Origin of the sequence: Streptomyces sp. KL116D (genome assembly GCF_030766975.1) — a bacterium.
GTDB lineage: Bacteria > Actinomycetota > Actinomycetes > Streptomycetales > Streptomycetaceae > Streptomyces > Streptomyces longispororuber_A.
The window spans coordinates 25,667-45,904 of the sequence record NZ_JASERH010000028.1 but is presented as its reverse complement, the minus strand read 5'-3'; the positions used below and the strand labels follow the sequence as shown (position 1 = coordinate 45,904).

The 20,238-nt window shown below is 73.5% G+C and carries 18 protein-coding genes; 8 read left to right on the top strand and 10 right to left on the bottom strand.

Features of this window, described 5'->3' with window-relative positions:
* On the bottom strand, positions 1-980 hold a 980-nt coding region (locus RBJ77_RS09695), incomplete at its 3' end, for a serine/threonine-protein kinase (protein WP_372344576.1).
* A gap of 156 nt (positions 981-1,136) precedes the next feature.
* Here RBJ77_RS09695 and RBJ77_RS09690 point away from each other — a divergent pair.
* Positions 1,137-2,039, top strand: coding sequence for an alpha/beta fold hydrolase (locus RBJ77_RS09690; protein WP_372344575.1), 903 nt, complete (start codon positions 1,137-1,139; stop codon positions 2,037-2,039).
* 21 nt (positions 2,040-2,060) lie between these two features.
* Here the strand turns inward: RBJ77_RS09690 and RBJ77_RS09685 are convergent, their stop codons facing one another.
* From RBJ77_RS09685 to RBJ77_RS09670, 4 genes are all read right to left on the bottom strand, one after another.
* Complete coding sequence (locus RBJ77_RS09685; RefSeq protein WP_372344574.1) at positions 2,061-2,633, bottom strand: dihydrofolate reductase family protein; 573 nt, start codon at positions 2,631-2,633, stop codon at positions 2,061-2,063.
* A gap of 138 nt (positions 2,634-2,771) precedes the next feature.
* Entirely contained in the window at positions 2,772-4,205 is a 1,434-nt protein-coding gene (locus RBJ77_RS09680) for a gamma-aminobutyraldehyde dehydrogenase (RefSeq protein ID WP_372344573.1), read from the bottom strand.
* Positions 4,206-4,239: 34 nt separating this feature from the next.
* Positions 4,240-4,698 carry a nuclear transport factor 2 family protein gene (locus tag RBJ77_RS09675; RefSeq protein ID WP_372344572.1) on the bottom strand — a complete coding sequence of 153 codons (459 nt, stop codon included), beginning with the start codon at positions 4,696-4,698 and terminating at the stop codon, positions 4,240-4,242.
* 34 nt (positions 4,699-4,732) lie between these two features.
* Positions 4,733-6,286, bottom strand: coding sequence for a cytosine permease (locus tag RBJ77_RS09670; protein ID WP_372344571.1), 1,554 nt, complete (start codon positions 6,284-6,286; stop codon positions 4,733-4,735).
* Positions 6,287-6,404: 118 nt separating this feature from the next.
* On the opposite strand from RBJ77_RS09670, the gene RBJ77_RS09665 reads away from it, so the two are divergent.
* A complete protein-coding gene (locus RBJ77_RS09665) occupies positions 6,405-7,892 on the top strand; it encodes a PucR family transcriptional regulator (RefSeq protein ID WP_372344570.1) in 1,488 nt (495 codons plus the stop codon).
* Between the two features lie 231 nt (positions 7,893-8,123).
* Here RBJ77_RS09665 and RBJ77_RS09660 read toward each other — a convergent pair whose 3' ends face one another.
* A complete protein-coding gene (locus tag RBJ77_RS09660; protein ID WP_372344569.1) occupies positions 8,124-9,299 on the bottom strand; it encodes an acetyl-CoA acetyltransferase in 1,176 nt (391 codons plus the stop codon).
* A 104-nt stretch (positions 9,300-9,403) separates the two neighbouring features.
* On the opposite strand from RBJ77_RS09660, the gene RBJ77_RS09655 reads away from it, so the two are divergent.
* Both RBJ77_RS09655 and RBJ77_RS09650 read left to right on the top strand, forming a co-directional pair.
* The gene (locus RBJ77_RS09655) at positions 9,404-10,591 is read left to right on the top strand and encodes an acyl-CoA dehydrogenase family protein (protein ID WP_372344568.1); all 1,188 of its coding nucleotides are present in this window, start codon (positions 9,404-9,406) and stop codon (positions 10,589-10,591) included.
* Positions 10,591-11,070 carry a nitroreductase family deazaflavin-dependent oxidoreductase gene (locus tag RBJ77_RS09650; protein ID WP_372344567.1) on the top strand — a complete coding sequence of 160 codons (480 nt, stop codon included), beginning with the start codon at positions 10,591-10,593 and terminating at the stop codon, positions 11,068-11,070. The genes RBJ77_RS09655 and RBJ77_RS09650 overlap by 1 nt, the downstream gene beginning before the upstream one ends.
* A gap of 73 nt (positions 11,071-11,143) precedes the next feature.
* Here the strand turns inward: RBJ77_RS09650 and RBJ77_RS09645 are convergent, their stop codons facing one another.
* Entirely contained in the window at positions 11,144-11,791 is a 648-nt protein-coding gene (locus RBJ77_RS09645) for a TetR family transcriptional regulator (RefSeq protein WP_255981641.1), read from the bottom strand.
* 163 nt (positions 11,792-11,954) lie between these two features.
* On the opposite strand from RBJ77_RS09645, the gene RBJ77_RS09640 reads away from it, so the two are divergent.
* From RBJ77_RS09640 to RBJ77_RS09630, 3 genes are all read left to right on the top strand, one after another.
* A complete protein-coding gene (locus tag RBJ77_RS09640; protein ID WP_372344566.1) occupies positions 11,955-12,707 on the top strand; it encodes a VOC family protein in 753 nt (250 codons plus the stop codon).
* 151 nt (positions 12,708-12,858) lie between these two features.
* Entirely contained in the window at positions 12,859-15,231 is a 2,373-nt protein-coding gene (locus RBJ77_RS09635) for a PQQ-binding-like beta-propeller repeat protein (protein ID WP_372344565.1), read from the top strand.
* A 205-nt stretch (positions 15,232-15,436) separates the two neighbouring features.
* The gene (locus tag RBJ77_RS09630; protein ID WP_372344564.1) at positions 15,437-16,015 is read left to right on the top strand and encodes a hypothetical protein; all 579 of its coding nucleotides are present in this window, start codon (positions 15,437-15,439) and stop codon (positions 16,013-16,015) included.
* On the opposite strand, the gene RBJ77_RS09625 is transcribed toward RBJ77_RS09630, so the two are convergent.
* The 3 genes from RBJ77_RS09625 to RBJ77_RS09615 all read right to left on the bottom strand — a co-directional run bounded on the left by RBJ77_RS09625 (position 16,012) and on the right by RBJ77_RS09615 (position 18,535).
* A complete protein-coding gene (locus RBJ77_RS09625) occupies positions 16,012-16,785 on the bottom strand; it encodes an enoyl-CoA hydratase/isomerase family protein (RefSeq protein WP_372344563.1) in 774 nt (257 codons plus the stop codon). The genes RBJ77_RS09630 and RBJ77_RS09625 overlap by 4 nt on opposite strands.
* Entirely contained in the window at positions 16,782-17,237 is a 456-nt protein-coding gene (locus RBJ77_RS09620) for a Zn-ribbon domain-containing OB-fold protein (RefSeq protein ID WP_372344562.1), read from the bottom strand. The genes RBJ77_RS09625 and RBJ77_RS09620 overlap by 4 nt, the downstream gene beginning before the upstream one ends.
* Before the next feature lie 146 nt (positions 17,238-17,383).
* Positions 17,384-18,535 carry a lipid-transfer protein gene (locus RBJ77_RS09615; RefSeq protein WP_372344561.1) on the bottom strand — a complete coding sequence of 384 codons (1,152 nt, stop codon included), beginning with the start codon at positions 18,533-18,535 and terminating at the stop codon, positions 17,384-17,386.
* Between the two features lie 129 nt (positions 18,536-18,664).
* Here RBJ77_RS09615 and RBJ77_RS09610 point away from each other — a divergent pair, with 129 nt between their 5' ends.
* The gene (locus RBJ77_RS09610; protein ID WP_372344560.1) at positions 18,665-20,224 is read left to right on the top strand and encodes a FadD3 family acyl-CoA ligase; all 1,560 of its coding nucleotides are present in this window, start codon (positions 18,665-18,667) and stop codon (positions 20,222-20,224) included.
* Positions 20,225-20,238 lie beyond the last annotated feature (14 nt).

Below are 20,238 nucleotides of genomic sequence, written 5' to 3'. Positions count from 1 at the left end.
GGACCCGACCCGGCACCCGTACCCGCCACGCCTGCCGCACTCGCCGCGCCCGCCGTACCGGCCGCACTCACCGCGCCCGCCGCGCCCGCCGCACCCTCCTCACCGGCGGCACCCGCATCGATCCCGTCCAGCAACGTGAGCACGGCCGCCGCGTCGGCGGGCCGGTCGGCGGCCGTCTTGGCCATCAGCGCGGCGATCAACTCGTCGACCGCCACCGGGACTTCGGACCGCGCGCGGCTGGGTCGCACCGGTGTGTCGTGCAGGTGGTTGTACATGACCCCGGCGGCGGGGCCGGTGAACGGGGGCCGTCCGACGAGGAGTTCGTACAGGACGCAGCCCAGCGCGTACAGGTCGATGCGCCCGTCGCCCGGCTCCTGCCGGAACCGCTCCGGCGCCATGTAGAGCACGCTCCCGATCGGCAGGGTGCCGGTCCTGGTCAGCCGGGTCGCGGCCTCCGCGCCCTCCAGGAACGCGGCGATCCCGAAGTCGAGGATCTTCACGGTGCCGTGCGGGGCGGTGTCGGTGGCCGGGGTGACCATGACGTTGGCGGGCTTGACGTCCCGGTGCACGATCCCGGCGGCGTGTGCCGCGGCCAGGCCGACGGCGGTCTGCCGGGCCCAGTCCAGGGCCTGCGCGACGGGCGCCCGCACCTCGCGCCGCAGGATCTCCTGGAGCGACTGTCCGGCGACCAACTCCATGACCAGGTAGGGGACTTCGTCCTCGCCGGTGCCGTCGGTGCCGTGGTCGTACACGGTGACGACGTGCGGGCTCGACAGGGCCGCGACCGCCCGCGCCTCGCGCCGGAAGCGGCGCAGCAGTTCCTGGCGTTCGCCGGTCTCGATGTCGTCGGGCGGCGCGAACACCTTGACCGCGACGAGCCGTCCGAGATCCTCGTCGCGGGCGCGCCACACCTGCCCCATGCCACCGGAGCCGATGGTCTCCAGGAGCCGGTACCGGCCGCTGAGCAGACGTTCCCGCATGCCGACCGACGCTAGCTCCTGAACGTCCGGCTCGGCAGAGGTCCCAGATGCCGCATGGGTAACGGTTGCGCCTCGCCCGTGACACGCGGGCCGAGCGGACCCGCGCCCTCCGGATATCCGGTCGCGTGCGGCGGCCGTCCCTGGCAGGCTCCGGGCATGCCCCTCATCGACGTATCGCCGGACGTGTCCCTCGCCTACGAGACCTTCGGCGACCCCGGCGACGCCCCCGTGCTGCTCGTCATGGGCTTCGGGGCGCAGCTGATCGCCTGGCACGAGGACTTCTGCCGGGAGCTGGCGGGCCGCGGCCGGTTCGTGATCCGCTACGACAACCGGGACTGCGGCCTGTCCACCCGGTTCGACGACCACCCCGTGGACGTCGGCCGGTTCATCGCGACGGTGACCTCGGGCGACATTCCCGCGGCCCTCGCCATGGCCCCGTACCGGCTGAGCGACATGGCCGACGACGGGCTGCGGCTGCTCACCGCGCTCGGCATCGAGCGGGCCCACGTGGTCGGCGCCTCGATGGGCGGGATGATCGCCCAGACGATGGCCGTCGAGCACCCGGAGCGGTTGCTGACCCTGACGTCGATGATGTCGTCGACCGGGGAGCCCGAGTACGGCCGTGCGACGCCGGAGGCCCAGGCGGTGGTCTCGGCCCCGAAGCCGGCCGACCGCGCGGGCCGGATCGCGGCGGCGGACCGGGACCTGGTCTGGGCGTCGAAGCGCTACGCCGATCCCGGGGCCCTGCGCCGGCTGGCCGCCGACAGCTACGACCGCGCCCACTACCCGGCCGGGCTCGGCCGCCAGCTCGCCGCGATGACCCTGAGCGGCTCCCGCGCCGACGCCCTGCGCGAGCTGAAGGTGCCCACCCTGGTGATCCACGGCCTCGACGACACCCTCATCGACCCCAGCGGCGGGCGCCGCACCGCGGAACTGGTGCCCGGCGCCGACCTGCTGATGGTCCCCGACATGGGCCACGACCGCCCCCGCGAACTGTGGCCCGTGCTCGTCGACGCCCTGGCCGCGCACACCGGAGGCCGTCCGCCGCACCCGGCGTGACGGATCCTCGGGGCCGGTCGTTCAGCGCACCACGTCGAACACGTTCTTCTGCACCCCGTTCGCGTACGCCTCGTGCTCCACGAGCCGCAGCTGCTGCGCGTCCTTGTCGGTCGCGCTGAACAGCCGCTTGCCCGCGCCGAGCAGGAGCGGGAAGACGAGCAGGTGGTAGCGGTCGATGAGACCGGCGTCGGAGAGGTGCTGGTTGAGGGTGGCGCTGCCGTGCATGATGATCGGCCCGCCCTCGGTCTCCTTCAGCGCGGCGACGTCGTCGAGGGAGCGCAGGATCGTCGTCTCGCCCCAGCCGTCGACGAGGGCGTCCTCGCCGAGCTTCGTCGAGACGACGTACTTGGGCAGGTTCTTGTAGTCGGCGAACTCCTCCATGCCGGGCCACACGGGGCTGAACGCCTCGTAGCTGGTCCGGCCGAAGAGCATCGCGGTGGCTTCCTTCTGCTCCCGCCCCTTGATCTCGAAGGCCTCGGGGAGGAACTCCACGTTCTTGAAGGTCCACCCGGAGTTGCGGTAGCCGGGCTCGCCGCCGGGCGCCTCCACGACGCCGTCGAGCGAGACGAAGGCGGTGCTGATGAGCGTACGCATCTGAGGGTCTCCCTGGTCCGGACGGACCGGATGGTCCGGTGTCCCGGGGCGTGCGCTCGGCTGCGTGCGCCCCACTGCCCATGATGACCGGGGCGCACGCGGAATCTCATCGCTCTTCGGGCGACGGATCCGAACCGTCTACAGCGCGGTCATCACGTGCTTGATGCGCGTGTAGTCCTCGAAGCCGTACGCGGACAGGTCCTTGCCGTAGCCCGACTTCTTGAAGCCGCCGTGCGGCATCTCGGCGACCAGGACCATGTGCGTGTTGAGCCAGACGCAGCCGAAGTCGAGGTTCTTCGACATGCGCATCGCGCGGGCGTGGTCCTTCGTCCAGACCGAGGAGGCGAGGGCGTAGTCGACGCCGTTCGCGTAGGCCACGGCCTGCTCCTCGTCCGTGAAGGACTGGACGGTGACGACCGGGCCGAAGACCTCGTTCTGGACGATCTCGTCGTCCTGCTTCAGGCCGGAGACGACGGTCGGGGCGTAGAAGTAGCCCTTGTCGCCGACCCGGTGGCCGCCCGCCTCGATCTTCGCGTGCGGGGGCAGCCGGTCGATGAAGCCGGCGACCTGGGCGAGCTGGTTCGCGTTGTTGAGGGGGCCGAAGAAGGCGTCCTCGTCGTCGGCGGGCAGGCCGGTGCGCGCGCCGGCGGCGGCCTCGGCGAACGCGGCGACGAACTCGTCGTGCACCGACTCGTGGACCAGGACGCGGGTGGCGGCGGTGCAGTCCTGGCCGGCGTTGAAGAAGCCGCCGAGCAGGATGCCCTCGACGGCGGCGGCGAGGTCGGCGTCCTCGAAGACGACGGCCGGGGCCTTGCCGCCGAGCTCCAGGTGGACGCGCTTGAGGTCCTGGGCGGCGGTCTCGGCGACCGAGATCCCGGCCCGCACGGAGCCGGTGATGGAGGCCATCGCCGGGGTCGGGTGCTCGACCATCAGACGGCCGGTGTCGCGGTCGCCGCAGATCACGTTGAAGACGCCGGCCGGGACGTGCTCGCCGATGATCTCGGCCATCAGGGCCGTGGAGGCGGGCGTGGTGTCGGACGGCTTGAGGACCGCCGCGTTGCCCGCGGCGAGCGCCGGGGCGAACTTCCACACGGCCATCATCAGCGGGTAGTTCCACGGCGCGACCTGCGCGCACACGCCGACCGGCTCGCGGCGGACGATCGACGTGAAGCCCTCCATGTACTCGCCGGCGGAGCGCCCCTCCAGCATCCGCGCCGCGCCCGCGAAGAAGCGGACCTGGTCGATGACCGGCGCGACCTCCTCGGCGCGCACGAGGTGCAGCGGCTTGCCGGTGTCGCGGCTCTCGGTGGCGGCGAGCTCGTCGGCCCGCGCCTCCATGCTGTCCGCGATCTTGAGGAGGGCCTTCTGGCGGACGGCCGGGGTGGCGTCGCGCCAGGCCGGGAACGCGGCGGCGGCCGCGGCCATCGCGGCGTCCACGTCGGCGGCGCCGGACAGCGCGGAGGTGGCGTAGACCTCGCCGGTCGTCGGGTCCTCGATCGGGAGCGTGCGGCCGTCGGCGGCGTCCTGGAAGGCGCCGGCGATGTAGTTGCGGAAGGTGGCGGGGGCGGTCATGGCGGGTTCCAGTGCTCCAGTGCTTCGGTGGGGGTCAGGCGGCCGGGGCGGGGCGCGGCGAGAGGTGTTCGTGGACGGCCAGCCAGCCGCCGGGGACCTCCGCGCGGGCGAACACGATCGTCTCGCGCTCGTCCACGGTCTCCTCGCCGGCGTGCGTCGCCACCGTCGTGCGCACGTCGTGGCTGAACACGGCGGTGGTGCCGAGGAGTTGGACCAGCTGCCCGGACGAGGTGCAGGCCAGCACGCGGAAGCCGTCCTCGGTCTCCCAGCGCCGCCACAGCTCGCGGTAGGCGGCGCGCGAGTCGAGGCGCTCGCCGGTGGTGTGGAAGACGAACGTGGCGTCGGCGGCGAACCGGTCGAAGTAGTCCTCGACCCGGCCCTGCCCGAAGGCGGCGACGAGCGCCTCCGCGGCGGCCAGGACGCCGGCCTCGCCGGCGGGGTCCGCGACGGCGTCCGCAGGGGTGCCCGCGGTGGTGTCCGGGGGAGTGGTCATGGCGTGCTCCAGCAGGGGTGGGGAAGGGCGGCGGTCAGGCGGCGGGGGCCACGGCGGGGACCTCGCGGCCGTCCGCGTCGGTGATCGGCAGCACGTCCGCGGCCGAGGCCCGCACCAGGCGCGGCCCCTCGGGTCCGTACACGCCGCGCGGCTCGGGGAAGGCGACGAGCAGGCCGAGGTAGACGACGGCGGCGAGGACCAGGCCGACCGGCAGGGAGATGTCGGTGCCGCCCGCGAGGTCGCCGAGCGGGCCGACGAACTGGCCCGGCAGGTTGGTGAACATCAGGGCGAGGACGGCCGAGACCAGCCAGGCCATCAGACCGCGCCAGTTCCAGCCGTGCGCGAACCAGTAACGCCCGCCCCGCTGACGCCGGTTGAAGACCTGGAGCGCCTCCGCGTCGTACCAGCCGCGCCGGGTGACGTAGCCGAGCATCATGACGATCATCCACGGCGCGGTGCAGGTGATGATGAGCGTCGCGAACGTCGAGATGGACTGCGCCAGGTTCAGGGCGAAGCGGCCGATGAAGATGAACGCGATCGACAGCGAGCCGATGAAGAACGTCGCCTGGACGCGGCTGAAGCGGGGGAAGACGGAGGAGAAGTCGAGGCCCGTGCCGTACAGGGCGGTGGTGCCGGTGGCCATGCCGCCGATCAGGGCGAGCAGGCACAGCGGCAGGAAGTACCAGCCGGGCGAGATGGCGAGCAGCCCGCCCACGTAGTTCGGGGCGGCCGGGTCGAGGTACTTCTCCGCCTTCGTGGCGATCACGGACGCGGTCGTGAGGCCGAACAGGAACGGCAGCAGCGTCGCGACCTGGGAGAGGAACGCGGCGCCCATGACGCGGCGGCGCGGCGTGGCCGCCGGGATGTAGCGCGACCAGTCGCCGAGGAAGGCGCCGAAGGAGACCGGGTTGGAGAGCACGATCAGCGCGGAGCCGATGAACGACGGCCAGAACATCGGCGTCGAGGTGGAGGCGAACGCGCCGGTGTAGCCGGCGTCGAAGTCGCCCGCGAACGCGAAGACGCCGAGCACGAACAGGGCCGAGGCGGCGACCACCGCGATCTTGTTCACGAACAGCATGAACTTGAAGCCGTACACGCACACGGTGAGCACGAGCGCGGCGAAGACCGCGTAGGCGGCGGCGTACGAGAAGTCCGACTCGGGCAGTCCGACCAGCCGGTGCGCGGCGCCGATCAGCGCGTCGCCGGAGGACCACACGGAGATCGAGAAGAACGCGACGGCGGTCAGCAGGGAGAGGAAGGAGCCGACGACGCGGCCGTGCACGCCGAGGTGCGCGGAGGAGGAGATCGCGTTGTTGGTGCCGTTGGCCGGGCCGAACAGCGAGAGCGGCGCGAGCAGCAGCGCGCCCGCGACCAGGCCGAGGACGGTCGCTGCGAGGCCCTGCCAGAAGGAGAGCCCGAACAGGATCGGGAACGCGCCGAGGACGCAGGTCGCGAAGGTGTTGGCGCCGCCGAAGGCGAGCCGGAACAGGTCGAGCGGGCGGGCCGTGCGGTCGGCGTCGGGGATGCGCTCGACGCCGGCGGTCTCGACCTCGGTGATGCCACCGGAGTGTGCGGAGTCGGTGCTCATGGCACGCACTCCCTTCGGGTCCGCCCGGAATCTGACCTTCCGGGGATGCGGCCCTCAGTTTGCGGAAGGCGACGGGCGCGGACAATTGGGCTTGCCACGAAGCGTTACCGTATTTGTTGTGGCCGAAGACAAAAGCAAGGGTGAGAGTGGCGACCGTCACGCCGTCACCGTCGAGGACCTGCTGACGTTCCCCGCCCTTCAGCTGAGCGTCCTCGCGGGCGCCGACGGCCTGCGCCGGTCCGTCTCCTGGGCCCACCCCAGCGAGCTGGAGGACCCCACGCCGTGGCTGCTCGGCGCCGAGATGATCATGACGACGGGCCTCGCGCTGCCGCGCACCGCCGACGGACAGCGGGCCTACCTGGAGCGGCTCGACGACGCCGGGGTCAGCGCGCTCGCCGTCTCCGCCCAGCTGCACATGCCACCCCTGCACCCGGCGTTCCGCGCCGCGGCGGAGGAGCGCGCCTTCCCGGTCCTGGAGGTGCCGCTGTCGGTGCCCTTCGTCGCGGTCTCCCAGGCGGTGTCCGCGGCGGTGGCGGACGACGCGGGGCAGCGGGTGGGCGCGCAGCTCCAGGTGTTCGGGGCGCTGCGCTGGCTGGCCGCCGAGGACCTGGACACCCGGGGCCTGTTCCAGCGTCTGGAGCGGCTTTCCGGCTACGACGTGTACCTCAGCGCGCCGCGCGGCGGGCCGCTGCTGCCCGGGGTGCCGCCCGCCCCCGACCCGGCCGTCCTGCCGGACCGCGCCGAGGACGCCCCGCCGACCGTGCCCGGCGGCTTCGTGCTGCCGGTGCCCGGTCCCGGCGGGCCCGCCGGGTTCCTCGTCGCGTACGAGCGGCAGGGCGCGCGGCCCGCCGGGCTCTCGGTGGCCCAGCACATCGCCACCGTCGCGGCCCTGCGCCTGGCGATGGTCCGCAGCGAGCGGGAGACGGCGCGCCGCGAGGGCGCGGAGACGCTCGCCGAGATCCTCCAGGAGGACCTGGACCAGGACGTCGTGCGGCGCCGGCTGCTGCGGCACGGCATCGACGGCGACTGCGTGCTGCTTCGGGTGCGCGGCGCCACCGACGACGAGCTCCTCGCCGCGCTGGCCGGCCACGCCCATCTGCTGCTGCACCGCGGCGGCGACCACCACGTGCTGGGCGCGCCGGGCCTGGGCGACACGGCGGCGGCGCTGCCCGGCGTCTCGGTCGGCAGCAGCCGGCTCTTCCCCGCGGGCGCCGTGCTGCGGGTCGCCCAGCGGGAGGCGGCCTGGGCGCTGACCAAGGCGGTCGAGTCGGGGCGCACCCTGGTCACGTACGGGGACGGCGATCCGGGGCGCTGGCTGCCGCGCGACCCGGCGGTGCTCACGGCGCTGGTGGAGCACGTCCTCGGGGCGGTGATCGCGTACGACGCGGCGCACGACTCCCGGCTGCTGGCCTCGGCGCGTACGTGGCTGGAGCGCGACCGGCGCACCGATGCCGCCGCCGCGGCGCTGCACATCCACCCGAACACGCTCGCCTACCGGCTGCGCCGCTTCTCCGAGATCAGCGGCCGCGATCTGACGGCGACCGGGGTGCTCGCCGAGGTATGGCTGGCGATCCAGGCGGCACAGGCGCTCGGCCTCACGGAGTAGCGAGCGGGCGGCGAGCGGGTGGCGGCCCGGTGGTGCGGGCTCAGCGCTCGGGCGGCGAGCGGGCAGCGGCCGGGCGGCGACCTGGTGGTGCGGGCTCAGCGCCCGAGCATCACGGTGCCCGCCGGTAAGCGGCCGGGCGGCGACCCGGTGGTGCGGGCTCAGCGTCCGAGCATCACGGTGCCCGCCGAGCGGTGACCGAGCAGTGGCCGGGCGGCGACCCGGTGGTGCGGCTCAGCGTCCGAGCACCACGGTGCCCGCCGAGCAGAACCAGCCGCCCGTCCCCGACGCCACGGCGAGCGCGGGCGGTGAGCCGTCCGGGCGGTGCACCTGGTGGTCACCGGCCTCGCCGCGCAGTTGTCTGACCGCCTCCACGAGCAGGAACAGGCCGCGCATCCCGGGGTGCTGGGCCGACAGGCCGCCCCCGTCGGTGTTGGTCGGCAGCTCCCCGTCGCGCAGCAGCCGCCCCTTCTCGACGAACGCCCCGCCCTCGCCCTTGGCGCAGAAGCCGAGGTCCTCCAGGGTCACCAGCGTCATGTACGTGAAGGCGTCGTAGATCTCCGCGACGTCGATCTCGGCCGGGGTGACGCCGGCCCGCTCGAAGGCGAGCCGGCCGCTGACCGCCGCGGGGGAGACGGTGAAGTCGTCCCACTCGGACATGGTGGTGTGGGAGACGTGCTCGCCCGAACCCAGCACCCAGACGGGGGACTTGGCGCAGTCGGGCAGTAGGTCGTCGGCGACCAGCAGGACGGCGGCACCGCCGTCGGAGCGTATACAGCAGTGCAGTTTGGTGAACGGGTCCGCGATCATCGGTCCGGACAGGACGTCCTCGACGGTGACCGGGTCGCGGAACATCGCGTCGGGGTTGCGGGACGCGTTCTCCCTGGCCTGGACGGCGACCTGGGCCAGTTGCTCCAGGGTGGTGCCGTACTCGTGCATGTGGCGGCGGGCCGCCATGGCGTACTTCGCGACGAGCGTGTGCCCGTACGGGACCTCGAACTGCAACGGCCCCCGGGCGCCGAAGGAGAGGTTCGACGTGCGGCGCTTCGCCTTGATGTCGGCGCGGGCCGTCGATCCGTAGACCAGGAGGACCGCGCGGGCGTGACCGGCGGCGATGGCGTCCGCCGCGTGGGCCGCCATCACCTCCCAGGTGGAGCCGCCGACCGAGGTGGAGTCCACCCAGCGGGGCTTGAGCCCGAGGTACTCGGCGACCTCGACCGGGGCGAGGGTGCCCAGGCCCGCGCTCGCGAACCCGTCGACGACGTCGGGGGTGAGGCCCGCGTCGGCGAGGGCACGGCGGGCGGCCTGGGCGTGCAGGGCGTAGGGGGTGGCGTCGTCCACCCGGCCGCAGTCGGAGAGCGCGATGCCGGCGATGGCGACCTTGGGGCGTGAACCACTGCTGCCAGTCATGGATCTGACGGTACATCAGATACTGGGCGGGGCGCAGTGTCGCGCGGGCCTTCCCGCTGGTCCCCGCGGGCCCTAATATGACGCCCCGTCAGAAAGGGGACCGCATGGACGCCAGGTTCACCGAGGAGCAGCAGGAGATCCGTCGCACTCTGCGCGAACTCGCCACCAAACGCTGCACCCCGGACGACGTGAAGGCCGCCACCCGCACCCCGGCCGGCCACGACCCCGCCCTGTGGGGCACGCTCAGCGGTGAGCTGGGCCTGCCCGGCCTCGCCCTGTCCGAGGAGTACGGCGGCATCGGCGCCACCGTGACCGAACTCGCGCTTGCCGTGGAGGAGTTGGGGCGAACCTTGGCCCCCACCCCGCTGCTCGCCACCAGCGGGCTCGCCGCCCCGCTGATCCGCGCCCTCGGGACGGACGGCCAGCGCGCGGCCCTGCTGCCGCGGATCGCCGACGGCACCCTCACCGCGGCCCTCGCCGTACCGGGCACCGGGCTGGCCACCGCCCTCGGCCTCGTCGCCGACAACGCGGGCGACTGGGCCGGCGGCGGGCGCGCGGGCGGCGTGCAGGCCCGCCGGGCCGAGAACGGCTGGCGGCTGTACGGGCAGGCCGAGCAGGTGCTCGACGGGCACAGCGCGGGACTGCTCCTGGTCGCCGCGCACACCGGCGGCTTCGCCCGCTCCCGCACCCTCCTGTTCCTCGTGCGCGACGACGCCGCCGGGCTGGTGCGGACCCGGCAGACCTCGCTCGACGAGACCCGCCCGCAGGCCCGCGTCGAACTGCGCGACGTGGCCGCCGAGTTGCTCGGCGACGAGGAGCGGGACGTGCCCGCCGCGCTCGCCGCCACCGGCGACACCGCCGCCACGCTGCTCGCCGCCGAAGCCGTCGGCGCCGCCGACCGGGCCCTGGAACGCACCGTCGAGTACGTCAAGGAGCGCGAGCAGTTCGGCCGGCCCATCGGCTCCTTCCAGGCGGTCAAGCACCGGCTCGCCGACGTGTACGTCCAGGTGCAGGCGGCCCGCTCGGCGGCCTACTACGCGGCCTGGGCGGCGGGCGACGGAGCGCGGGAGCGGGTCGGCGGGCTCGCGCTCGCCCAGGCCGTCGAGGCGCTGCGCACCGCCGCCGCCGAGGCCGTGCAGCTGCACGGCGGCATCGGCTTCACCTGGGAGCACGACGCGCACCTGTACCTGAAGCGGGCCACCGGCGACGAGCTGCTCTTCGGGCCCGTCCACCTGCTGCGGGCCCGCGCCGCGCAGGCCGCCGACCTGTTCGCGGCCGAGGTGGCGGTCTGATGGCGCCGCCCGGGATCAGACTCGTCCAGAAGGTGTCGTCGACCAGGACCTTCGCCCGGGTCGCGCCGCACGTCATCCCGGCGCTGGACCGCGCCGTGCACCGGCTCACCCGGGGAAAGGTGCTGCTCAGCGCCCAGATGCTGCCGGGCGTCGTGCTCAGCGTGCGCGGTGCGAGGAGCGGCACGCTGCGGCGCACCCCGCTCGCCTGCATGCCGGAGGGCGAGCGCGGCACCTGGCTGCTCGTCGGGTCGAACTTCGGGCGCCCGGGACACCCCGCGTGGACGGCGAACCTGCTCGCGCACCCGGACGCCGAGATCAGCTGGCGCGGCGAGGACGTCCCGGTGACCGCCCGGCTGCTCAACTCCGGCGAACGGGAGGAGGCGTGGGCCGCCGCGCTGAAGTTCTGGCCGCCGTACGCCGCCTACCAGGAGCGGATCGACCGGGAGATCCGGCTGTTCCGGCTGGAGCGGCGCACCTAACTGCAACGGCGGCGGCTCACGCTGACCACGCGAACCGCCGCCGTACGACAGGAGCAGATGAAGGGGGAAGGCGCTACTTCGTCGGCTTCTTCCCGGTCACCCCGAGATGGACCAACAGCGCCAGGTTCGGCTTGAGTTCGGCCTGCTTGACGCCCCAGGTCTGGAAGCCGCGCTGGTGCGAGGCGACCGCCGCGAGCATGGCGACCAGGGAACCGGCCACCGCCGCCGGGCTCACGTCCTTGTCGACCTTGCCCTTGTCCTGGAGCTCCTTGACCGCGTCCGCAAGGGAGTTGTTCACCGAGTTCAGGATCTTCATGCGGATCTTGTAGAACCGCTTGTCGCCCTCGGCCGCGCCGAGGTCGACGACGCGCAGGATCGCGTCGTTCCTGCGCCAGAACTCCAGGAAGCCGTCCACGAGTTCCTGCGCGGTGGTCCAGCCGGCCTTGCCGACCCAGGAGCGGTCGGCGACCAGCTCGGTCAACCCCGCGCCCTCGGTGGCCATTTGCTCGGCGATCTCCAGGACGGCGCCCTCGACGTCCGGGAAGTACTGGTAGAAGGTCGCGGGCGAAGTGCCCGCCTTCCGGGCGACATCAATGACTTTGACGTCCCGGTAGGGCGAGGAGCTGAGCATCTCGCCGAGGCAGTCGAGCAGCTTCTGACGTGTTGCCTGACCACGCCGTCCGGCCACACGGCCGTCGACGGTACGTACTTGTCCTGTCATGCCGTCAGCTTACCGAGGGGTGATCGGAGCGCGATCTGGCCGACTGCAAATGGGGTTGGGCCCGGTGACCTCCGGTCAAATGACGCGCCGTGAGGGACGGGAATTGGCCAGACGTTCGAATCTCAACCTCCGGCGCCCCGCAGCCGTGGCTAGCGTGAGGCATATGCGCCCCGTTCCCCGCAGCTTCCCCGAAGGCACCCCGTGCTGGGCCGACGCGGCGCTGCCCGACGTCGAGGCGGGCAAGAGGTTCTACGGAGACCTCTTCGGGTGGACCTTCGACGAGGGCGCGGGCGCCGAGCGCGGCTACTACACGGCGGCGTACAGCGCGGACCGCGGCGTCGCGGCCCTCGCCCCCGGCCGGTCCGCCTGGACCGTGCACGTGGCGGTCCAGGACACCTACGCCACCGCCGAGCGGACCCTCGCCGCGGGCGGCCGCATCCTGGCCGCGCCCGTCTCGGACGGCACCGTGGCCACCGTCGCCCGCGCCGCCGGGCCCGAGGGTGCCCCGTTCGGGCTCTGGCAGCCCGGCAGCCACCAGGGCTTCGAGCGGACCGGCGCCCCCGGCACCCTGTGCCACGTCGAGCTGCGCACCCCGGACCCCGCCACGAGCGACCCCTTCTACGAGGGCGTCTTCGGCTACCGGCCCGACGACCGGGCCCCCGGGGTCCGCGACTGGCGCCCCCGCACCCCGCCGGAGCCCGGCGCCCCCGGCCTGGCCCGGCTGTACGCGCCCGGCGAGGCCCCCCGCTTCCTGCTGCACTTCGGCGCCGCCGGCGTGGACGCCGGCTGCTGGGACGCGACCCGGCTCGGCGCCCGCGTCCTGGTGGCGCCGCACGACACCCCGTACGGACGAAGCGCCGTCCTCGTCGACGACCAGGGCGCGGAGTTCGCCCTGTCGGAGCCGTTCGGCCGCTGAGAGCGCCTGAGACACCCCGAAATGCACCCGGGTTCGCCACCGGGGCCCCGGACAGGAAGAATCGGGGTGCGTGCCGCCGTAGCGCTTCGGTGGTGAGACGCTGGCGGGGGCCGTGAGTACGGTGGCCCCGTACGGGGAGGTGGCAGGCGAAGTGGTGGATCAGCTGACGCAGCACGATCCGAGGCGGATCGGTCCGTTCGAGGTCCTGGGACGGCTCGGTGCTGGCGGCATGGGTCTGGTCTATCTGGCGCGCTCGGCGTCCGGCCGACGCGTGGCGATCAAGACGGTGCGCACGGAACTGGCCGAGGACCAGCTGTTCCGGGTGCGGTTCACGCGCGAGGTCGAGGCGGCCAGGGCGGTGTCCGGCTTCTACACGGCCGCCGTCGTCGACGCCGACCCGCGCGCCGCCGTCCCGTGGCTCGCCACCGCGTACGTGCCCGCGCCCTCCCTCGAGGAAATAGTGAATGAGTGCGGGCCGCTGCCGGCCCCCGCGGTCCGCTGGCTCGCGGCGGGCGTGGCCGAGGCGCTGCAGTCGATCCACGGCGCGGGCCTGGTCCACCGCGACCTCAAGCCGTCGAACGTGCTGGTCGTCGAGGACGGCCCCCGCGTCATCGACTTCGGCATCGCGTCCGGCGTCTCCAACACCCGGCTGACCATGACGAACGTGGCCGTGGGCACGCCCGCGTACATGTCGCCCGAGCAGGCGAAGGACTCCCGCAGCGTCACCGGCGCCAGCGACGTCTTCTCGCTCGGCTCCACGCTGGTCTTCGCGGCGACCGGGCACGCGCCGTTCCACGGGGCGAACCCGGTGGAGACCGTGTTCATGCTGCTGCGCGAGGGCCCCGACCTGGAGGGGCTGCCGGACGAGCTCCGTCCGCTCATCGAGACCTGCATGCACATGGAGGCGACGATGCGGCCCTCGCCCGCCGACCTCCAGGCCCAGCTCGCCCCGCACCTCTTCGGCCCCGGCAGCGACGACAGCGGCACGGCGTCCGCCTGGCTGCCCGAGCGGTCCGTCGCGCTGATCGAGTCCCGTCGCGGCAGCCGCACCACGGTCAAGCCGCAGAGCCGCACCCCCGGCCACGAGGCGCGGATGCCCGCGATGCCGCCGCAGCCGCCGGGCCCCGTGTCCACGGAGGGCTGGCGCGGCTCGCCCGCCGCGTCGCCGGTGGCCGCCCGCAGCGTCGCCGACGGGCCCGTCCACCTGGCCGGCGCGCGGGTGCCGATCGGTCCGGGGCCCCGGGTCGCCGACGCCCGCGCCGCCGCCGTGAAGGCGCCGCCCGCGGAGTCCGGCCTCGCCGCGTCCTGGTCCCGGTCCAAGCCGCCCGTGAACGGGACGGGGCAGGACGCCGGCCCGGCCTCCGCCGTCGTCCCCGGCCCGGCCGCCGCGGAGGCGTCGTCCTGGCGGCCCTGGCGGTTCCGCATGTCGAACGACGTGTGGGGCACGCCCAAGGTGGCCGCCGACCTCGTCTACGTCACGTCCTTCGAGGTGCACGCCCTGGACGTGAGCACCGGCCGGCGCCGCTTCAAGACCCGCGACGTCGCCTGGGCCATGGCCGTCGCCGACGGCCGCATCCACGCCTCCGACGGGCCGACCCTGTGGGCGCTCGACGCCCGCGAGGGCGGCGACCTGTGGCGGGTCGCCTCCGACGCGTGGGTGTACTCCCTCGCCGCCGACCGAGGCACCGTCGTCACCGGCACCCGCGGCGGCGGCGTGCAGGCCCGCGAGGCCGTCAACGGCGACCTGCTCTGGGAGATCACCGGCTGCCAGACCGACTTCGAGGCGCCCGAGGCGGGCCCCGTCGTGCACGACGGCACGGTCTTCGTCTGGCAGGACGCCCGGCTGCGCGCCCTGGAGGCCCGCACCGGCGAGGAGCGCTGGTCGTACCCGGTCGGCGACGCCGCGTCCTGCGGCGGGGTGCCGGTCCGGCTCACCCCCGCCGACGACGGCTACGTGTACGTCGCCGCCGGCACCCGGGTCCTCGCCATCGAGGTCGGCTCGGGACGCGTGCGGTGGCACTTCGAGGCGCCCGCCGTCTTCCTCTGTCCGCCCGCGTACGCGCCGGGACCCGCGGTGACGGGCGGCGGCATCTACCTCGCCGACCACCACGGCACCGTGTACGCGCTCGACGCGACGGACGGCCGCGACCGCTGGCGGATCGCGACCGAGCCGCGGCCCTCGTCCATCGACCCGGTGCTCGTCTCGCACGGGCACGTCCACGTGGGCAGCGGACAGGGGCTCTACACGCTGGACGCGGTGACCGGGACGCCGAAGTGGCGGTTCCAGGCGGGCGGCGAGATCGTCGGCTCGCCCGTCGTCGCCGACGGCCGGATCCACTTCGGGTCGACCGACCACCTGCTGTACACGCTGAAGGCGGACGACGGCCGGCTGCGCTGGAAGCTGGCCACCGGCGGGGAGATCACGGGGACCCCGGTCGTGACGGACGGGGTCGTGTACGCGTGCAGTAAGGACCGGTGCGTGTACGCGCTGGACGCGGAGAAGGGGACCGGGACCAGCCGGTAGCGCCGGACACCGGGCGCCGGTGCGGGTCGGCTTCCGGGCGGGATCGTCTGCCGGGCTGGTGTCCGGTCCGCCGCTCTCCCCCGCGGGCGGCTGGTCGCGCAGTTCCCCGCGCCCCTGTGGGGGCGCCGGGTGCGCGGCATCTGACGGACGCCCCGGATCAGGGAGCCGCGTGCCGGGTAGGGTGCCCGGCGTGATGAAACGGGGAATGAAACTCACGGCGGTGGCGACCCTGGTCGTCCTCGCGCTGACCGGCTTCTCCACGGGGCGCGGTCATGGGCGGGGGCACAGCAGCGGCGGCGGGGGCGGGTGCAGCAGCTCGTCGCAGAACCACGGCGGCTCGTCGTCCAACTCGTCGACGTCGGGCGGCAGTTCCGGCTACGGCTCGGGATCCGGGTCCACGTACGACGACGGGGACGACACGACCGGCGGCAGCAGCGGCGGCACGACCGACCGGCGGCCCCGCCACTGGTCCACGCCGACGTCGTCGGCGAGCGGCAGCAGCACCGACGACCTGGTCGACGCCACGGTCAAACTCGTGAAGTGCGCGAGCGCGCGGGCGCCGTACGCGACGGTCGAGATCAGCAACCCGAACCGGAGCACCGCCCGGTTCTACGTGTCGGTCGAGTTCCAGGACGCGAGCGGCGTGCGGGTGACCTCCGCGCTCGACAAGGTCAAGGTGAAGGGCCGGGGCACGACCACGGCCCGGTTGAAGGTCGGCGGGGAGGGGCTCGTCTCCGAGGTCGACCACTGCGAGGTCGACCCGGCCGGGACGGTCGTCCGCTAGCGGACCCGGAAGTCCTTCCCCGTACGGGAATTGAACAGTTCGGCCTGTCGTTCCGGCGGCAGGTTGCCGAGGGCGATCAGGTGCGGGGCCTGGGCGAACGCCTGGGCGCGGCCCGCTTCCGTGGCCGCCCACACCGCCCGCACCGTGCCCTGCACGGCTTCCGTCGGGTGGCCCGCGATGATCGTCGCGCAGCGGGTCGCCGCCGCCAACGCGCCGCCGGGCGGGGTGACTTCGCTGACCAGGCCCGTCTCGTGGGCGCGTCGCGCGGAGAGCCGTTCGGCGGTGCCCATGAGGGCGAGCCTGGCGACCTCGCCCGGGGGCATGCGCTGGGCGAGGTACATCGCCTCGTACGCGTTGACCATGCCGTACGTGGTGTGCGGGTCGAAGAACGTCGCCGTCTCGTCCGCGATCACGAACTCGGCCTCGCCCAGCAGGTAGAACGCGCCGCCGCACGCCATGCCGCTGACGGCGGCGACGACCGGTTTCCACAGGTCGTTCGCCTTCGGGCCGACCGTGAGCAGCGGATCGTCCATGGAGTAGGGGGAGTTCGGCTGGGGTGCGTCGGTGTCGCGGTCGATGCCGGTGCAGAAGGCCCGGTCGCCGGAGCCGGTGAGGACGACGGCCCGTACGTCGTCGTCGAAGCGGAAGTCCCGCCAGGCGGCGCGGAGTTCGTCGGCCGTGGCCCGGTCGATGGCGTTGTGGCGGTGGGGGCGGTCGAGGGTGACGGTGGCGACACCGGTCTCCTTGTCCGTCTCGGTGCGCAGGGTCATGGGCGCTCCAGGACCCAGCGGGGCACGGTCGTGCCGTCGACGTCGGTGAACACGGCCTGGACCCGGGCGCCGATGCGGATGCGGTCGGGGGCGACGGAGTCGAGGGGGGCGTCGGCGGAGGTGACCAGGTTGCCGACGAGGCGGATGCGGGGCGCGTCCGCGAGTTCGACGATGATCGCGTTGTACGGGGCGTGGGCGGCGTAGGCCGGGAGGAGGGGTGGGTGCGGGACGACGTACGACCAGATCCGTCCCCGGCCGTTCGTCTTCTGCCACGTGGAGTCGAAGGACTGGCAGTGGGGGCAGCAGGGCCGGGGCGGGAACCGGGGTTCGCCGCAGTCGGGGGCGGCGCAGGTCTGTATCCGGAGCTCGCCCCGGGCCGCGTACGCCCAGAACGGCGCGCCGTCGTCGTCCTGGGTGGGGGTGAGGAGTGGTGCGGTCTTCTCGTCTGCCATGTGCTGTCCCCTTGTGAGTGCGGGTCTCGTCGTGGCTGGTCGCGCAGTTCCCCGCGCCCCTGGAACGCCGGCGGCATAGCAAGCCCCTCCGGCGATTGAGGAGCGGGGTCCGGGGCGGAGCCCCGTGGGCGTCACGCCGTCACCGGTCAGGCCGCGCGCAGCAGCACCGCTGACGTGGGGACGCCCTCGCCCGCCGTCACCAGGCAGGACTTCGCGTTCGGGACCTGGGCCGTGCTGGTGCCGCGGAGTTGTTTCACGCCCTCGTTGATGAGGTTGAAGCCGTGGACGTAGGCCTCCGAGAGGCCGCCGCCGCCCGTGTTGATGGGGAGGCGGCCGCCGATCTCCAGGGCGCCGCCCTCGGTGAACGCGGCGCCCTCGCCGCGCCCGCAGAACCCGTACCCCTCCAGGGAGAGCGGGATGAGCGGGGTGAACGCGTCGTAGATCTGCGCCACGTCGACGTCCTCGGGCGTGATGTCCGCGTGTTTCCACAGGTGGCGGGCCGCCGTCCAGGCGGGCCCGGTGAGCGGGTCGTCGTTCCAGTAGTTGACCATGCCGTGGTGCTGGGCCGGCAGGCCCTGCGCGGCGGAGTGCACGTAGACCGGTTTCTGCCGGCAGTCGCGGGCCCGCTCGGCGGAGACGATGACGCAGGCCAGCGCGCCGTCGGTCTCCAGGCAGTTGTCGTAGAGGCAGAGGGGCTCGCTGATCCACCGGGACGTCATATACATGTCCCGGGTGAGCGGGCGTTCGTACATGATCGCGGCCGGGTTCTGGTTGGCGCGGTTGCGGCAGGCGAGCGCGACGTTGAAGAGGTGGTCGCGGGTCGCGCCGTACTCGTGCATGTAGCGCCGGGCCAGCATGCCGATCTCGTCGGCGGGCCGCAGCAGCCCGAAGGGCCGCGTCCACTGGGCGGGCGTGGGGAGTTGGACGGCCGTGTTCTGCCACGGCCGGGGCCCCGAGCCGCGCTTGCGGGACCGCCAGGCCACGCCGACGCTCGCCTGCCCGGTGGCGACGGCGGCCGCGAGGTGGGCGATCGTCGCACACGAACCGCCGCCCCCGTAGCCGACCTTGGAGAAGAACGTGACGTCGCCCGCCCCGATGGCCTTGGCGACCTCGACCTCGTCGGTCTCCTCCATCGTGTACGAGGCGAACCCGTCCACCTCGGAGGGTGCGATGCCCGCGTCGTCGAGCGCGGCGAGGATCGCCCGGCACGCCAAGGTCTTCTCGGATTCCGGGAGTTGTTTCGCGAAGGCCGTCTGGCCTATGCCGACGACGGCCGTCGCGTCCTTCAGTCCCGCCATGGGTGCCCCCAGTGCCTGGATCCCGTCTGCTGACAGCGCGTCAGGCTACAGCTAATCTGACGGATAGTCAGCTACGGTGTTGTGGGAGGTCGTTCGATGCATCCGCGGACAGACGGCGTGACAGGCGGCGTGACAGACGGCGAGTGGGGCACGATCCCGGAGCTGGTGCGGGACGCGGTGCGACGGCACGGCGGGCGCGAGGCCGTCGTCGAAGGACGCACCCGGATCACCTACGCGGAGCTGGGCGAGCGCGTCGACCGGGCGGCCGCCGCCTGTCTGGCCACCGGCCTGGAGCCGGGCGACCGGGTCGCGATCTGGGCGCCGAACACCCTCGACTGGATCGTCTCGGCGCTGGGCGCGGTCAGCGCGGGCGCCGTCCTCGTCCCCCTCAACACCCGCTTCAAGGGCACCGAGGCCGCCGACATCCTCGCCCGCTCCCGGGCCCGCCTCCTCTTCGTCACCGGCACCTTCCTCGGCACGTCCTACGTCGCGTCGCTGCGCCGCGCGCAGGAGGCGGGCGCCGAACTCCCCTCCCTGGAACAGGTCGTGGTCCTCGGCGACAGCGCGCCGGACGCCCCCGGATACCGCACCTGGAAGGAGTTCCTGGCGGCCGGCGACGAGATCACGAGCGAGGACGTGCGGGCCCGCTCGGCGCTCGTCACCACCACCGACCCCTCGGACATCATCTTCACGTCGGGCACGACGGGACGGCCGAAGGGCGCGGTCATCACGCACGCCCAGACCCTGCGCGGCTACGAGATCTGGTCGGACCTCGCGGGCCTGCGCGAGGGCGACCGCTATCTGATCGTGAACCCGTTCTTCCACACCTTCGGCTACAAGGCGGGCATCATCGCCTGCCTGATGCGCGGCGCCACGATGGTCCCGCAGCCCGTCTTCAACGTGGACACGGTCCTCGCGAACATCGCGGCGGAGCGGATCTCGGTCCTGCCAGGACCGCCCACCCTCCACCAGTCCCTCCTCGACCACCCGGCCCGCGACGCCCACGACCTGTCGGCGCTGCGCCTGGTGGTGACGGGCGCGGCGGTCGTCCCGCTGCGACTGGTCGAGCGGCTCCGCGGCGAACTCGGCGTCGGCACCGTCCTGACCGCGTACGGGCTGTCGGAGGCCAGCGGCATCGTGACGATGTGCCGCCGCGGCGACCCGGCCGAGCTGATCGCGGCGACCTCCGGCCGGGCCATCCCGGGCACGGAGGTCCGGGTGGCGGCGGAACCCGGCGAGCCGGGGGAGGTGCTGGTCCGCGGGTTCAACGTCATGCGGGAGTACTTCGAGGACCCGGCGGCGACCGCCGAGGCGGTCTCGGCGGACGGCTGGCTGCGGACCGGGGACGTCGGCGTGCTGGACGCCGACGGCTATCTGCGGATCACCGACCGCATCAAGGACATGTACATCGTCGGCGGGTTCAACGCCTACCCGGCCGAGATAGAGCAGCTCCTCGGGCTGCACGCCGAGGTGGCCGACGTCGCCGTGGTCGGGGTGCCGGACGGACGGCTCGGCGAGGTCGGCAAGGCGTACGTGGTGCGCAGGCGCGGCGCGACGGTGACCGGCGACGACCTGATCGCGTGGGCGCGGCGCGAGATGGCGAACTACAAGGTGCCGCGGTTCGTGGAGTTCGTGACGGAGCTCCCGCGCAACGCGTCGGGCAAGGTCGTGAAGGGGGCGCTGCGCTGACGGCCGCGGTGCGG

Excerpts from the sequence above, each read along its gene's own strand:
- RBJ77_RS09690 (WP_372344575.1), top strand. The coding sequence starts at position 1,137 with ATGCCCCTCATCGACGTATCGCCGGACGTGTCCCTCGCCTACGAGACC.
- RBJ77_RS09685 (WP_372344574.1), bottom strand. The coding sequence starts at position 2,633 with ATGCGTACGCTCATCAGCACCGCCTTCGTCTCGCTCGACGGCGTCGTG.
- RBJ77_RS09680 (WP_372344573.1), bottom strand. The coding sequence starts at position 4,205 with ATGACCGCCCCCGCCACCTTCCGCAACTACATCGCCGGCGCCTTCCAG.
- RBJ77_RS09675 (WP_372344572.1), bottom strand. The coding sequence starts at position 4,698 with ATGACCACTCCCCCGGACACCACCGCGGGCACCCCTGCGGACGCCGTC.
- RBJ77_RS09670 (WP_372344571.1), bottom strand. The coding sequence starts at position 6,286 with ATGAGCACCGACTCCGCACACTCCGGTGGCATCACCGAGGTCGAGACC.
- RBJ77_RS09660 (WP_372344569.1), bottom strand. The coding sequence starts at position 9,299 with ATGACTGGCAGCAGTGGTTCACGCCCCAAGGTCGCCATCGCCGGCATC.
- RBJ77_RS09655 (WP_372344568.1), top strand. The coding sequence starts at position 9,404 with ATGGACGCCAGGTTCACCGAGGAGCAGCAGGAGATCCGTCGCACTCTG.
- RBJ77_RS09650 (WP_372344567.1), top strand. The coding sequence starts at position 10,591 with ATGGCGCCGCCCGGGATCAGACTCGTCCAGAAGGTGTCGTCGACCAGG.
- RBJ77_RS09645 (WP_255981641.1), bottom strand. The coding sequence starts at position 11,791 with ATGACAGGACAAGTACGTACCGTCGACGGCCGTGTGGCCGGACGGCGT.
- RBJ77_RS09640 (WP_372344566.1), top strand. The coding sequence starts at position 11,955 with ATGCGCCCCGTTCCCCGCAGCTTCCCCGAAGGCACCCCGTGCTGGGCC.
- RBJ77_RS09630 (WP_372344564.1), top strand. The coding sequence starts at position 15,437 with ATGAAACTCACGGCGGTGGCGACCCTGGTCGTCCTCGCGCTGACCGGC.
- RBJ77_RS09625 (WP_372344563.1), bottom strand. The coding sequence starts at position 16,785 with ATGACCCTGCGCACCGAGACGGACAAGGAGACCGGTGTCGCCACCGTC.
- RBJ77_RS09620 (WP_372344562.1), bottom strand. The coding sequence starts at position 17,237 with ATGGCAGACGAGAAGACCGCACCACTCCTCACCCCCACCCAGGACGAC.
- RBJ77_RS09615 (WP_372344561.1), bottom strand. The coding sequence starts at position 18,535 with ATGGCGGGACTGAAGGACGCGACGGCCGTCGTCGGCATAGGCCAGACG.